We start from the raw sequence: 14281 nt of genomic DNA, 5'->3' as shown, positions 1-14281 counted from the left end.
TTCAGCTTCCTGTCAGGACTGCGTGCCATGCGACCGACATAAAACGGTCATGTGGAGGACGTTGCTTGAATTATCGTGCCGGAAAAACCAGCGTCTTCACGTTCAGACCACAGATCGGCAGCGTGACGCTGTGCATCCTGACCACAGCCTATCTGCTGGCGGTGACCAACACCACGTTCTGGATCAAGGCGCATGGCTATCTGGCCGATACCTCGCCACTGGCTTTCGGCCTGTTTGCACTCGGCATTTCCGCCATGTGCCTGGCGATCCTCACGCTGTTCTCGGCAAAATATCTGGTAAAGCCGGTGCTGATCTTCCTGGTGATCACCGCCTCGCTATCGTCATGGTTTACCGACCAGTTCGGCACGATCATCGACCGCGAAATGATCCGCAATGCTGCGGTTTCAACCGGGGCGGAAACGGCCCATCTGCTGACGCCCCGTTTTCTGATGCATGTGGTTCTGACCGGTGTTTTGCCCTCGCTGCTGATCGTCTGGCTGCGGGTCCGCCACCGGCCTTTCCTCAGCAAAGTTGCCCATAATGCTGGCGTCATCATCGCCTGTGTCGCGGTGTTTGCCGCCGCCGCCTTCAGCGATTACCGAACCTTTGCAGGCGTCGGGCGCGCCCATAACGATATTCTCGACCGGCTGAACCCATTCCTGCCGATTGCCAATGCCGTACGCTATACCATCGACGCCAACCGGGACCGGAATATCGTGGCAGGGCCGATCGGCACCGACGCCCACCGGATCAATACCGCCGCCATCACCAAGCCGCGCGTCACTGTCATCGTTGCCGGGGAAACCGCACGGGCAGCGAATTTCTCGCTGGGCGGCTATCAGCGCGACACCAATCCGCAGCTGAAAGCCCGGGGCGTCACCTATTTCACCAACACGACCAGTTGCGGCACGGCAACCGCCGTCTCCATCCCTTGCATGTTCTCCGACCTGACGCGGGCGAGCTATAGCCACCGCAAGGCCGCCGAGCGGCAAAACCTGCTGGATGTGCTGGGCTATGCCAAGGTCTCCGTGACCTGGCTGGACAATGACACCGGCCATTACAATGTCGCCGACCGGGTGCCCTATACGTTTCTGCCACCGTCTGCCGATCCGCGCTTTTGCAAGGATGGCGAATGTCTGGATGGCATCCTGACCGACAAGCTGAACGGCTGGCTGGACGGGATCAAGGGCGACAGCGTGCTGGTGCTGCATCAGCTTGGCAGCCATGGGCCTGCCTATTACGCGCGCTATCCGGAGGAATTTCGCAGATTCCAGCCGGATTGCCGCGCCAATGATTTTGGCAAATGCAGCCCGCAGGAAATCCGCAATGCCTACGACAACACGATACTCTATACCGACCATATTGTTGCTGAGGTGATCGACACGCTGAAACAGCGGTCCGCCACGCTGGCTGGCGCCGTCGTTTATCTGTCCGACCATGGCGAGTCGCTTGGCGAAAACGGTATCTATCTGCATGGCATGCCCTATATGGTGGCGCCAACCGAACAGACCCATGTGCCGATGCTGTTCTGGCTGGCCGACGATCTCGCCCAGGATGGCGGCTATGACCGGGCCTGCCTGGCAAAGACCACAGCCGAACCGCGCTCCCACGACAATCTGTTCCACAGCGTGCTGGGCCTGATGGATGTGGCGACCAAAGTCTATAATCCCGCGCTCGACGTGTTTTCCGGCTGCCGTCGTGCGCCGGGAACAGTGGCGGCGGCTGAGCCGGTCAAGTGACCGACACCAAAGTCTGTGCTCTCAACTATTCGTGTCCACTGCTTGAAAGAGCAGCGGCAGCAGTCAGATCTGTTACAGTCTGTTCAAGAATTGCTGCTGGCCTGGCGAAAATGGTGATTTCGAGAACCGGAACGGAGCGTACTTAACGTACGTGAGTACCGGAAGCGCAGAAATTGCCATTTGCAGACGGCCAGCGGCGATTATTGGACGGACTGTTAGGATATGGCGACAGGTTTAACAGAAAGAGCAGCACCATGCTTTGCACGACAATGGTACGATCGAAAACCACCCTCTCCCTTCTCGCAGGCAGCCTTCTGGCGCTGGGTATTGGCATGAGTGCCGAGGCGGCGGAAGCGTTGCGCATTCGCGGCACGGTCGAAAGCTTTGAGGGCAAGGTGCTGACCGTCAAGACCCGCGAGGGGGAGACGGCGAAGATTGCACTGAAGGACGGCTGGAAAATCTCCAGCGTCGCCAAGGCCTCCGCCGATGAGATCAAGCCCGGCGATTTTGTCGGTATTGCCTCGGCTCCCAAATCGGATGGTGGCAATAATGCACTGGAAGTGGTGATCTTTCCCGCCGCCATGAAAGGCACCGGCGAAGGCAGCCGCCCCTGGGATCTTCAGCCCGGCAGCACAATGACCAATGCCACCGTGGCCAACGCTGTCAAAGCCGTCGATGGCCCGACCCTGACCCTGACCTATAAGGGCGGTGAAAAAACCATCTCCATTCCCGAAGGCACGCCCATCGTCACCTTCGCCCCCGCCGTCGAAGCCGACCTGAAGAGCGGCGCCACCGTGTTCGTGAATGCCGAAAAAGCCGAGGACGGCACAATCGCCTCAAGCCGCGTCGTGGTCGGCACCAAGGGCGTCGTGCCGCCGATGTGATACTAAGCTCTCGCACTTGGGAGATTTCCAGCAAAACCGCTTACGCACTTTTGCTGGAAATGGTTTTGCTCTCCACGCATTTCCGATTGCCAAAACCGCTACACACTTTTGCTGGAAATGCTTTTAGTAATAGCAACCCAAAGGCCCGCAGCGACGATAATAATGGTGCCGGTTGTCCAGGCTGGCACCAAGAACAGCACCTCCAAGTACGCCGATCGCCGCACCGGCAGCCACATTGCTTTCGGCCTGCTTGGCCTGCATGCGATTGCTCTGATAGGTCGCCCCAACACATTTCTGGTAGCGCGTTGTCCCCGGCTTCAGGCCTTGTGCGCTACAGGTCATTTCCGCGTTGCTGGCAGATTCCTGAGGTGTCTGGCATGAAACCAGACCAGACAAAATCATCAGACTAAAAAGCCCGTGCAAAACTCTTCTCATCAACATCTGTCCCCTATTCTCTCCACAATCCTGGCCACAATCCTGGCAGAAACTGCGATTTGATCGCTCCTGCCGGTCACCGCCGCAACCCTGCGGGGTGATGCCGGATCATCCAGTGGCATGGGAGATAGAGGGAATCCATTAGCTCATGTGTTCTATTGGATTTGCAACCGCGCCTCCTTTATGATCACCGGCCAAAACCGGGAAAATGCCCGGCGTCGGCTCGTCTGTTCTACGAAGGTTCGCTATCGCGCATCCTCATATTACAAGACCACATCGGGCACATCCTCCAGCCGGGTCCATACGGGAATGCCGCGTTCGTTGGCAATCCGCACATCGTTGTCCGCGCCTTTGGAAGCACCGGGCAAGCGCAAGACACCATCGCAAAGCGCCAGCAGCCGACCCGCGACCGGGTGGAAAATCTCCTCATAGAGCGCATCGCCGACAGCCGTTCCACCCGCTGCGTGCCAGATCGGCAGTGCCACCCATTCCCCGATCATCGGCACATGTCCGGCCTGAAACAGCGCATAGGACGGGGCCTCCAATGCCCTCAGGTTGGCCGCCATTTTCACTGGGTCGTCACCGGTGCCCGAGCGATAAGGGCCTGCAATCAAAATCAGCATTTGTCTCTCCATTAAACTGCACGAATATCCCCAAATCTGCACGATTCTTCTTGATAGTCGAGTCAAAATTGTTGACATAGATGATTATGTAAATTTTCAGGTAATTTCGTGCAATGCTGACTCATCAACGCAAGGCTCTCATTCTCTCCCGGCTACAACGCGACGGGCGGGTGATTGCCAAGGATTTCGCCGCTGAACTCGACCTGTCGGAAGACACCATTCGCCGCGATATGCGCGACATGGCAGCAGTGGGATTGCTGGCCCGCGTGCATGGCGGTGCGCTGCCGCTTTCGCCTGACCTGCCGGATTTTTCGACCCGAAAAAGCCGGGCGGGCAGTGAGAAGCAGGCTTTGGCAACCCGTGCGGTGGCATTGGTCCAGCCGGGGCAGATGATCTTTCTGGATGGTGGCACCACCAATGCTGAAATTGCCCGGTTGCTGCCGCAAAATCTTGGCCTGACGGTGATCACCCATAGCCCGACCATTGCCGTCGAGCTGGAAAGGCGCAGCGATATCGAGGTCATCCTGATCGGCGGGCGGCTCTACCGGCATTCGATGGTGGCGGTGGGTGCGGTGGCGGCGGAAGCAATTGCAAGGCTGCGCCCGCATCTGTTCTTCCTGGGTGCTACCGCCATCCACCCACAGCATGGCGTCACCACCGGCGAAGCCGAGGAAGCGGCGATCAAACGGCTGATCGCATCGGTCAGCGCGGAAACCTATCTTTGCCTGACCGCAGAAAAGCTCGACACGCTATCGCCCTGCCAGATCATGCCACTGCCGGCCCTGGCGGGATTGATCGTTGGACCCAGCGTGGAGGCCGCGCGCCTTACCCCCTATCAGGCGACAGGGATCGCGCTTTTTCAGGCGTGACCCGTCGTCAGGATATGAAGATGCGTCGGATCAGGAAAACAACACGTCCGTCACCCTGACATCGCCGACATGGCGGCTTGTCCAGTTGTGCATCGGCTTGTTGGCCATGGCAAGCAGCGCCAGCCGCTCGGGACTGTCCTTTTCGAAATAGCGGGCCAGCAGCGCCGTCACCATCGCCTCGGCGGCGCGTGTCGTGCCGTCATCCACCTTGACCGCAATCGACAGGCCCTGTTGCGGCAGAATGGCGCAGAACACCCCTTCGGCACCGGTCTTGGCGAAGATCTGCCCCGGGGCGACCTGCATCATCTTCGTGCAGGCGCGTGCGGTACCCGCCACGTAATAAGGCTCCGCCATGCAGGCATCGATCAGCCGTCTGGAGGCCTTGGCGCGCAGCGGCTCCAGCCCCTGCCCTGTTGCCATCCTGGCAAAACCATGGGCCAGCGCCTTCAGCGGCACCGCATAGGTGGGGATCGAGCAGCCGTCGGTGCCGCAATGGTCGCGGTCCAGCACGGCACCCGTCAGACTTTCCATCGTCGCACGGATATCGCGTTGCAGGGGATGATCGTATTCCACATAGCCTTCGACCTGATAGCCAGCATGCACGCAGGCGCAGACGAAACCGGCATGTTTACCGGAGCAATTATTGTGCAGCGCCTGCGGCTTTTCCAATGTGCGGGCCTGATGGATCAGGGTTTTCTGGTCGAATGACCAATGGGCGCCGCATTCCAGCGCATCCACATCCAGTCCGGCCCTGGCCAGCATCAGCGCCGCCAGCACCACATGCTCATCCTCGCCGGAATGAGAGGAACAGGCCAGCGCCAGTTCCTTATCACCAAATCCATAAGCATCCGCAGCACCGCTTTCCACCAAAGGCAGGGCCTGCATGGCCTTGCAGGCTGAGCGCGGAAACACACCGGCCTCGATATCTCCAGCGGAAAACACCACCTGGCCATCGCCATCCACCACCACGGCCACGCCATGATGGCGGCTTTCGAGGCGATTTCCGCGGGTGACTTCAACGGTAATGGGATTGGTCATGATGGCGAAGCCTTCGATGTTTGGCGATCCTGTTTGATTAGCGCAGAATGCGACAGGGCGCATCCCTAAACAAGCTGGCGAGATTTTTACGGCGCCGTGCGTTTTATAAAAAGCACAAATATCCGGGCACGACGATGGACCGCAAATCTGCCCGCTTCAATCTCAACCTCGCAAACTCTAGAACGGCGTTGCCCGGATCGGCAGGACCGGCACGTCGATATGGTCAGGCGCAAGCCCTGCCCTGGCCCGAGCCGCCATCATCTCATAGGCGCTTTCCAGATGCCGGGTGAAGCGCTCGGTGTCGAACAAAGGCTCCTTGCGGCGGTTCGCTTCGAGCTTTTGTTTCAGGGCGACGATCTTTTCCGGGTGAGCAGCAAAATCTACGGCTCTTTCGATAAAATCCGCGTCATCCCGCGCCACCAGTTCGTGCAGTCCGATGGCCGTGAGCAGGCTCTCTGATACCCGTGAAGCAAAGCTACGGCCCTTTTTCGTCAAGACCGGCAGGCCACCCCAGAGGAGGTCCGACGTGGTGGTATGACCGTTATAGGGGAAGGTGTCGAGCGCCAGATCGGCAAGCCCCACCCGGCTCAGATGATCGGGATAATCCGCCCCCTCGGCAAAGACGATACGCTCACGGCCAATGCCGAGCCGGGCGAATTCCTCGGCGAAATTGGCCTGCAATTGCGGCCCGCTGCACAATATCCAAAGCAGGCTGTCCGGCACGGTTTTCATGATGGAGGCCCATAGCGAGATGCTTTGCGGACTGATCTTGGCGGGAGAATTGAAGGAAGCAAAAACCAAGGCCTCGTCAGGCAGCCCGTGATCGGACCGCTTCATGAGTTTGGGGCGCGGCTTGGTCAGGCTGCAATTACCCTGATAGGTTTCCGGCAAGCGGCAGAGCTTTTCCTCAAACCAGGGCTTGGCATCGTCGGGTGTGACGATGGGGTCGGTAATGTGATAATCCAGCCCTGCACCACGCACCGAGCCGGGATAGCCGATCCAGCTGGCCTTGACCGGCGCATCCGAAAGAGCAACGGCGGCAAGCCGGTTGCCCGCCGTGTGTCCCTTCAGGTCGATGAGAATATCGATACCGCGCCGGCTGATGTCCTGGGCGATCCCGTTATGATCCATCTGGCCGACGGTGATAATTTCCGATTGCAGCACAGGGTCCCAGGTCTTTTGGATCGCCGCCTGGCCAGGCGGGGTGTGGCAAAAGAAGGTAATGTCGAACCGGCTGCGGTCATGGGCCAGGAAGACGTCATAGAGGAGATACATGGTGGCATGGATGGTCAGATCCGAGGAGAGATAACCGATCTTGAGTTTTTCGCCCAAAGCACGAACGGCGCGCCGGGGCATGGCGTCGCTCACATTGCGCTGAAGCAGGTCGGTGCCCCCGCAAGGACCATTGATGACCGCCGGGTCATCGCTCCAATAGCAGCGCGACAGAGGCTGGTCGCGATAGAGAATTTCCGCCGTCAGCGGATCCTCAGGTGTCTTCATCATCTCAAGCCATTGCCTTGAGATCGGAAAGAACAGGCTGGAGCGGCAGAACTTGAAATAATTCACCGCGATAAAACTGTCCTCGGGGCTTTCCGCATAGCGCTTTTCGATGATCGGCTTCAGTTTTTCCGGTTTGCGGGTCAATTGATAGTGGTTGATGATGATCTGCAAATGCCAGTTACTGGTCAGATCGAGAAGCGGCACTAATTCATCCAGTGGCGGATGCATGCCCGCACCCAGCAGCATATTGGCGATCTCGCTGACAAAACCCGCATCGTCTGCATTGGCGCGCGCTGCCGCAACAGCAATACCTTCCAGAAGATCGGCCCGCCGCTCGGCCAGATAGAGCTTGGCGGCGAATTTCAGGAATTCGGCGCGTTTTTCCGGCAAAGCTGCTGCCGACCGGGCAAAGGCTTGCCCCGCCTCGATCTTCTGGCCGAGCTTCAGATGGATATTAGCGGCGAGCATTTCGGCCTGCCCGGCGTTTCCGGCCCGCGCCAATTGCCTGGCTGCCGCCTGCGCATGGCCCAGAGCCTTATCAAACGCGCCCTGCCGATAGGCATTAAGCGCCAAATCCATATCTTGAGCCATGATCCGCCAAGCCACCTGCATGTTCAATCCATGCGACGGCAGAAAAATGCCGTAGCGTCATGTCGGATAGAGGAAAACCATTGCCCGAGGCTTGCCCGCACACAGCGTTAAACACTTACCCCGGCAAGGCCGGAACGTCGATCCGGGCGGGCGCAAGGCCAGCACGGGCGCGCTCCGCCATCATCTCATAGGCTCGCTCCAGATGCCGGGTGAAGCGAAGCGTATCAAACAGCGGCGCGGCTTGGCGACTGGCGGCAAGGTGGTTTTTCAGCGCCGCGATCTTGTCCGGTTGCCGGGCCAGCTCTGCGGCCAGACGGACGAAAGCCTCCTCATCATCAGCCACCAGTTGCTCGAGGCCGACAGCCTTCAACAGGCTTTCCGACACCCGCCCGGCAAAACAATGCCCACGTTTGGTCAAGACCGGCAGCCCACCCCAAAGCATATCGGAGGTCGTCGTGTGGCCGTTGCAGGGGAAGGTATCGAGCGCCAGATCGGCCAGCGGCAGCCGGTGGACATGGTCGCCATAATCCTGCTTGGCGGCAAACAGGATGCGAGCCGGATCGATACCTTCAGCCACAAACCCCGCCTCCAGGTTGGTTCTTGCAAGGGCATCCGGGCAAAGCATCCACAACAGGCTATCGGGTGCGGCCCGCAATACTCTAGCCCACAGGGACATGGTCTGCGGCGTGATCTTGTGGACGCCGTTGAAGGAAGCGAAAACGAAGGCATGCTCCGGCACCCCGTGATCAGCACGCCGCGACGGCCTTGGTTGCGGACGGCTGGCTGCGCTGTTGGCCTGATAGCACTCCGGCAGGCGGCAGAATTTTTCCTGGTAAAAAGCCTCGGCACTATCAGGCGTCACCACCGGATCGGTGATGGCATAATCCAGATCGACGCCGGACACCGGGCCGGGAAAGCCGAGATAGGTTGCTTTAACTGGCGCCGACGACAGATTGACGATGCCGAGCCTGGCACCCGGCGTATGGCCTTTCAGATCGACCAGAATATCGACCTGTTGACGGTCGATTTCGCCAGCCGCCGCCTCGTCGGAAAGATCGCGCAGGCTGACAAGTTCGCGGCGCAGCTGCTCCGGCATCGCCTGCTGATCGGCGCTGTAGGTCTTTGCAGTATAGCAGAACAGCGTGATCCTGAACCGGCTGCGATCATGGGCCAGCAGGCTGTCGAGAAACAGCGTCATGGTTGCATGGGCGTGAAAGTCGCTGGAGAGATAGCCGATATGCAGGGGTTGTTCAGCCATTCCGATTTTCCGCCGGGGCTGGCGGGCGGCAAAGCTTTGCGACAGGGCCCGATGCTCGCGCACGGGCTTGGCCTGCACACTCTCGTCTTCGCACCAGAGCACACGGGACAGCGCCTGCTCGACCTGCAAGACAGCACGCGCGTAAGGCTCGTCCGGGGCTGCCATCAACGCCTGATGGCGGGCAATGGTGGCGAGATCGACCAGATCATGGGCGCTGGCAAAGCGCAGGCCTTCGATGGCGGCATCGTCAGGCACGGTTTCGCGGGCCTCGTCCAGCAGCGCTTTCAGCTCCGGCAACTGCCAATTGGCGCGGTAGAAACTGGCGGCAAAAAACATCGCCGGGCCGCTCGCCCGGTCAAGATAAGGGATCAGTTGCGTCACGGCCTGGCGGGCAGCATTGTCCCAGGGGGCCAGCAGGGTCTGCGCCATAACCAGCACGAAGGCCGGATCGACGCGGTTAAGAAGTCCCGCCTCCAACCCGATCCGGCGCGCTTCATCCGCCTGTCCGGCCTGGAGAAACAGCGTCGCCGCCAGCTTCAAAAAGGCAGGGGCCTCGGCGCGATTGGCCTGTGCCGCCTGGACAAAAGCGGTGGCGGCAGCTGGCTTATCGCCGCGCTTCAGCAGGATATTACCGACCAGGGCCTGCGCCATCGCATGGTTGGGCGCTTGTTTGGCAATCACAGAACGCGCCGCACCCAGCGCGGCGTCGAAATCCCCGGCCTGATAGGCCTTTACCGCCGTATCAAACGTTGCCATGTCCTGCCTCTTGCGGCGTAAAAAACGGTTCCTTGCGCGCAGGCAAGGCCGGAACATCGAGATGATCGGGCGCAAGGCCCGCCCGCGCCCGCTCCGCCATCATCTCGTAGCCGCACTCCAGATGACGCGTGAAGCGCTCGGCATCAAACAGCGGCGCGGTTAAAATCTGGGTGCGCAGACGCATCCGAAGCTCTTCCAGCCGGTCTGGATGTTCGGCAAACTCCACAGCGCGGGCGACAAAATCATCCGCATCCTGCGCCACCAGTTCCGGCAAGCCAACAGCCTTCAGCAGGCTTTCGGAGACCCGGCCCGCGAATGCCTTGCCTTTCTTCGTCAGAACAGGAACGCCTGCCCACAGCGCATCGGATGTGGTGGTGTGGCCGTTGTAGATAAAGGTGTCGAGCACCAGATCGGTTGCCGACATCCGGGCCAGAAACTCCGCAAGCGGGCAACTATCGAAGAAGATCAATCGCCCGGCATCGATGCCCTGTTGCGCGAAGGCGACGCGAAGATTGTCGGCCACCGCAGGTCGCGCGCAGCTTATGGAGAGGACGGCTTCAGGCACACGCTTCAGAATCTGCGACCAGAGACGGATTGCCTGGCGGTCGATCTTCTGCGACCCGTTGAACGAGCCGAACACGAACCGACCGGATGGCAAGCCAACCACCTCGCGGCTTGCCTTCTTTTGCCAGGTCCGGCCTGATATGCTGTTGGCCATATAGGTTTCCGGCAAGCGGCAGAGCTTTTCCTGATAATGGGGCTTGCTGCTATCGGGCGTGATGATCGGATCGCTGATCGCATAGTCCAGATCGACCCCAACCACCGCACCGGGAAATCCCATATAGGTAACTTTGATCGGTGCGTCACAAAGGTCGATGACATCGAGCCTTGCCCGCGCCGTATGCCCATTCAGATCCACCAGGATATCGACCTCATTTTGGCGTATCCATTCGATGATGGCCGCGCTGGACAGATCGCGAACCCGGACGACTTCGCTACGCAATTGCTCCGGCCACGTCGATTGATAAGCCTCGGAACCAGCGGGAGAATTGCACAACAGGATAATATCGAACCGCGAACGGTCATGCTGCAACAGGGCGTCATAGATCAGCGTCATCATCGGATGAAGGCGAAAATCGCTGGAAAAATAGGCGATGCGAAGCCGGCCCTGCGGGCGGATCACCCGACGCGATAGAGGTTCTGCCACTTGCGCGCGGTGACGCATGACTTCGAGCGCTCCGAAAAACGGCTTTGCCGCCTCACGCTCGTCATCGGTGCGGATGATCCTTGCCAAACCCAGCTCAAAAGCCGCCAGACGCTCCCCGAAACCCGGTTCTTGCAACCTGGCCGCAAAATGATCCGTCACAGCGAAATCGCAGCGCTCCTGGGCGCGTTGCGCCAGGGCGGCAAGCAGAAAAGCATTGTTGGGGTAGCGCACGGCATTGGCCAGCAGAACGGCATATAACCCGTCCCTGTTCGTCGATGTGGCGAGAAAAGCGATGAGAAGGTTGAGATGCGGGCGCTTTTCGCAATCCAGGCCGCCGATGATCGGATGGGCCTCGCCGAGCCGCCCAAGCGTGGACAAGGCGGTCACGACCTTGAAGAGCGCCGTCTGATGATCGGCAAGCCGTTTTGCAACGAGATCGACAAGCCCGGCCAGCGCCTCGAACTGGCCCTCGGAAAACAGCAGATCAATGGCAATCACCAGGCAGTCACTCGCCTTGACCGATGTGCTCTGCGCCACTTTCAGGAAAGCCTTGGCTGCCCCGGCCTTGTCGCCTTGCTTCAACCGGATGCCGCCGGTGAGAAAATCCAGATCGGCCATCCTGTCCGGGTCTGTCTCCTGCGTCGCATCGACCAGCACCAGCGCCTCAGCCAGATCGCCGTTTTGATAGGCCGAAAGTACCAGTTCCAAGGTAGCCACGCGATGCTCCAACACTCAATACCCATGTCACCGGAATTATCGAATTCAAACGGCAACACCGGGTTCCAACGCCGGATACAGATCGCCCGACCCTCTCATTCATAAAAACAAGAGTTTGCGCGGGGCTGGAGCAGGCATCAGGGGATAAAGCGGGACGATCAACCGGACAGCAAAAAGGGCCGCTTTCGCGACCCTTTCCTCCTGACCTTGCGGCCATGAATTTTGCATGAGTTTGGCCTGACTTAAGACCCGGCGGCACAGCTGCCGCCGAAGGAAGATGGGATCAGATCGAGGGCTGCCCCTTTCCGACCATCACCATTCCAAAGCCCTCTACGCAGACCGAAATCTCATTAGACATTGGATCACCTTCCTTTCTTTCTGTTGACGTTGCAATGAAGATAGGCCCGATTTTGCGGAATTTCAAGCGCGCCTTGCAAAAGGTCGAAAAGAGACAAAGTTCCGACAGGCTGAGCCAGCGTCACGACGCGTCTCAGAACTCCTCCCAATCGTTTTCTGTCGCCAGGGCGGCATTGCCACGGCTGGCAGACGCAGGCCGCCGCACCGCACGGTCCGAGGCCATTGCCGTCCGTGACGAGGCCGAATGGGACGAAGTCGGGCGGGGCGAGACCTGCTTACCGGCGTGTACCTTGAAACGCGCCACCAGCGTGGAGAGATTGTTCGCCTCGTCGGCCAGCTTGCTGGTCGCGGCGGTCGACTCCTCGACCATGGCCGCATTCTGCTGTGTCGTCTGGTCCATCTGGTTGATGGCTGTATTGACCTCGCCCAGACCGGTCGATTGCTCCCTGGCGGCCTGCGCGATGGAATGGACATGTTCGTTGATCTTCACGACATGGCTACCGATAGTGCCCAGAACGTCGCCCGTCTCCGTCACCAGGGCAACGCCGCCGGCCACCTCGTTGCGGGAACGGGTGATGAGCGTCTTGATGTCCTTGGCGGCACCTGCAGAGCGTTGCGCCAGTTCGCGCACTTCCTGGGCGACCACGGCAAAGCCCTTGCCAGCCTCGCCGGCACGGGCCGCTTCCACACCGGCATTCAGCGCCAGAAGGTTGGTCTGGAAAGCGATTTCGTCGATGACATTGATGATGGTGCCGATCTCGTTGGATGCCTGCTCGATGCGCTCCATGGCGGCAACCGTATTTCTCACCACCTCGCGGGACTGTTCGGTACTTTGACGCGCCTGGGCAACCATCTCGGCGGCCTCAGCCGAACGGTCCGTGGAACTCGTGACGGCGGAGGTGATCTCCTCGAGTGCTGCTGCGGTTTCCTCCAGAGAGGCCGCCTGCTGCTCTGAACGTTTGGACAGATCGGAAGAGGCATGGCGCAACTCGCCCGCTCCGCTATTGATCATGTCGATGGCGGCGCGGACTTCCGTCATCACCACCCGCAGGCTCTCCATGGTCGCGTTCATGTTTTTCTGCAAATTGAGGAACACCCCTTTGAACTCACCGCGCATGGCTTCTGTCAGATCGCCGTCGGCCAGAGCCGCGACCACGCGATTGGTTTCAGCCACGCCCAGATCGACAGATGTCACCAACTGGTTGACGCTGGCAGCAAAGCGGTTCAAATCCTCGTTTTCATAGCGCTTCTGAATGCGTACGGAAAAATCGCCCGCAACAGCCGATGACACGACGTGGGAAATATTGCTCTGTAAGTCCGCATTCTGAGCCTGAAGGGCGACTTCCTGCGCATTGAGATCACGGACCTTTTCCGCATTCTGCTTGAACACCAGCACGGCGCGGGCCATGTCGCCGATCTCATCCTTGTTTTCGGCATAGGGAATGGTTTTGGACAGATCGCCTTTGGCCAGGTCTGCCATGCAATCGGTGATACGCTGGATGGGCGTTGCAATCGCCCGGCGTCCGAACAGGGCCGAGCCAATCATCAGCATCACCAGCAAAACCGAGAGGCATAGAGTGATCACTGAGGTGGTATTTTGCAAATGAAGGCGGTCGTTGTTCGCCTCATCGACCTTCTGCTTGACGGCAATCACAGTCTCGTCGACAAGCGCGGCCAGTTGCTCGCTCATTTTGTGCAGTGGCGGCAGGCTGGCGGAGATATCCGCCGAAGAGTTGGCGATGGCAGATGCCAACTGGTTCGCAGCCCCGGTGTAATTGGCCAGCAGTTCACCAATACGGCGAGCACGCTCCTGATTGGCGGGCAATTGCATGTCAGCCCTGGCGAGGTTTAGATATTTCTCAGCGGAGCTACGTCGTTGCTGAAAATACTCGACCGCGGCCTGTCGCTGCTGCTGGGTCGTTGCTAGACGCAACTCGTTCACGCCGATGTCCATGCCGCGCAGGGACGCTTTCATATCAATGATATTGCGGGCGATCCCGGCCTGGACCTGACCCTGGGTCACCGCCCTATCGACCGCTTGCGACAAAAGCCATCCAGCAACCGAAATGATAATGACAAGGACAATGCCCGCGCCGGACATGACAGAGAGTTTGCTACTGATACGTGTTACGCCAAATGCCATGAAGATTGACCCTGACAAATAAAAGAGTTGTCATGCTTTCTTCAAGGCGGACTGGGCAAATCATTTGCTGGACTGGAAAACCGCATTAGCAAAGCTAAACCACTGTGTACGAATAGCTTTAATAAGCGCTTAAAAAACAATTGCATGAAGCTTATTGTGAATTT

Annotated in this window: 10 protein-coding genes; 3 read left to right on the top strand and 7 right to left on the bottom strand. The window is 59.2% G+C overall.

Annotated features, from left to right (window positions below; all coding sequences use genetic code 11):
• Positions 1-65: 65 nt before the first annotated feature.
• The gene (locus G6L01_RS02820) at positions 66-1739 is read left to right on the top strand and encodes a phosphoethanolamine transferase (RefSeq protein WP_070167722.1); all 1674 of its coding nucleotides are present in this window, start codon (positions 66-68) and stop codon (positions 1737-1739) included.
• A gap of 254 nt (positions 1740-1993) precedes the next feature.
• Positions 1994-2623 (top strand): hypothetical protein, encoded by a 630-nt coding sequence (locus G6L01_RS02815; RefSeq protein ID WP_081344274.1) that lies wholly within the window; start codon positions 1994-1996, stop codon positions 2621-2623.
• 123 nt (positions 2624-2746) lie between these two features.
• On the opposite strand, the gene G6L01_RS02810 is transcribed toward G6L01_RS02815, so the two are convergent.
• A complete protein-coding gene (locus tag G6L01_RS02810) occupies positions 2747-2965 on the bottom strand; it encodes a hypothetical protein (protein ID WP_234891930.1) in 219 nt (72 codons plus the stop codon).
• 356 nt (positions 2966-3321) lie between these two features.
• A complete protein-coding gene (locus tag G6L01_RS02805) occupies positions 3322-3681 on the bottom strand; it encodes a DUF4406 domain-containing protein (RefSeq protein ID WP_070167719.1) in 360 nt (119 codons plus the stop codon).
• Between the two features lie 113 nt (positions 3682-3794).
• Between G6L01_RS02805 and G6L01_RS02800 the strand changes: the two genes are divergently transcribed.
• Positions 3795-4550: a DeoR/GlpR family DNA-binding transcription regulator gene (locus G6L01_RS02800; protein WP_070167718.1), complete on the top strand. Its 756-nt coding sequence runs from the start codon at positions 3795-3797 to the stop codon at positions 4548-4550.
• Between the two features lie 30 nt (positions 4551-4580).
• Here G6L01_RS02800 and G6L01_RS02795 read toward each other — a convergent pair whose 3' ends face one another.
• From G6L01_RS02795 to G6L01_RS02775, 5 genes are all read right to left on the bottom strand, one after another.
• Entirely contained in the window at positions 4581-5588 is a 1008-nt protein-coding gene (locus tag G6L01_RS02795; protein ID WP_070167896.1) for an asparaginase, read from the bottom strand.
• A gap of 177 nt (positions 5589-5765) precedes the next feature.
• A complete protein-coding gene (locus G6L01_RS02790; RefSeq protein WP_174089181.1) occupies positions 5766-7679 on the bottom strand; it encodes an O-linked N-acetylglucosamine transferase, SPINDLY family protein in 1914 nt (637 codons plus the stop codon).
• 115 nt (positions 7680-7794) lie between these two features.
• Positions 7795-9693: an O-linked N-acetylglucosamine transferase, SPINDLY family protein gene (locus G6L01_RS02785; protein ID WP_070167716.1), complete on the bottom strand. Its 1899-nt coding sequence runs from the start codon at positions 9691-9693 to the stop codon at positions 7795-7797.
• Positions 9680-11617, bottom strand: coding sequence for an O-linked N-acetylglucosamine transferase, SPINDLY family protein (locus G6L01_RS02780; RefSeq protein ID WP_070167715.1), 1938 nt, complete (start codon positions 11615-11617; stop codon positions 9680-9682). Before G6L01_RS02780 ends, G6L01_RS02785 begins: the two co-directional genes overlap by 14 nt.
• A 490-nt stretch (positions 11618-12107) precedes the next feature.
• Positions 12108-14117: a methyl-accepting chemotaxis protein gene (locus G6L01_RS02775; protein WP_070167714.1), complete on the bottom strand. Its 2010-nt coding sequence runs from the start codon at positions 14115-14117 to the stop codon at positions 12108-12110.
• Positions 14118-14281: the final 164 nt, after the last annotated feature.

The organism is Agrobacterium vitis, from assembly GCF_013337045.2.
Taxonomy (GTDB): Bacteria; Pseudomonadota; Alphaproteobacteria; order Rhizobiales; family Rhizobiaceae; genus Allorhizobium; species Allorhizobium vitis_B.
The sequence above is the reverse complement of the archived record's forward strand: the minus strand, read 5'-3'. Positions and strand labels throughout refer to the sequence as shown.

Bases quoted from the DNA above. Each gene is read 5' to 3' on its own strand.
- G6L01_RS02805 (WP_070167719.1), bottom strand. From the start codon at position 3,681: ATGCTGATTTTGATTGCAGGCCCTTATCGCTCGGGCACCGGTGACGAC.
- G6L01_RS02795 (WP_070167896.1), bottom strand. From the start codon at position 5,588: ATGACCAATCCCATTACCGTTGAAGTCACCCGCGGAAATCGCCTCGAA.
- G6L01_RS02815 (WP_081344274.1), top strand. From the start codon at position 1,994: ATGCTTTGCACGACAATGGTACGATCGAAAACCACCCTCTCCCTTCTC.
- G6L01_RS02800 (WP_070167718.1), top strand. From the start codon at position 3,795: ATGCTGACTCATCAACGCAAGGCTCTCATTCTCTCCCGGCTACAACGC.
- G6L01_RS02785 (WP_070167716.1), bottom strand. From the start codon at position 9,693: ATGGCAACGTTTGATACGGCGGTAAAGGCCTATCAGGCCGGGGATTTC.
- G6L01_RS02790 (WP_174089181.1), bottom strand. From the start codon at position 7,679: ATGGCTCAAGATATGGATTTGGCGCTTAATGCCTATCGGCAGGGCGCG.
- G6L01_RS02775 (WP_070167714.1), bottom strand. From the start codon at position 14,117: ATGGCATTTGGCGTAACACGTATCAGTAGCAAACTCTCTGTCATGTCC.
- G6L01_RS02810 (WP_234891930.1), bottom strand. From the start codon at position 2,965: ATGACCTGTAGCGCACAAGGCCTGAAGCCGGGGACAACGCGCTACCAG.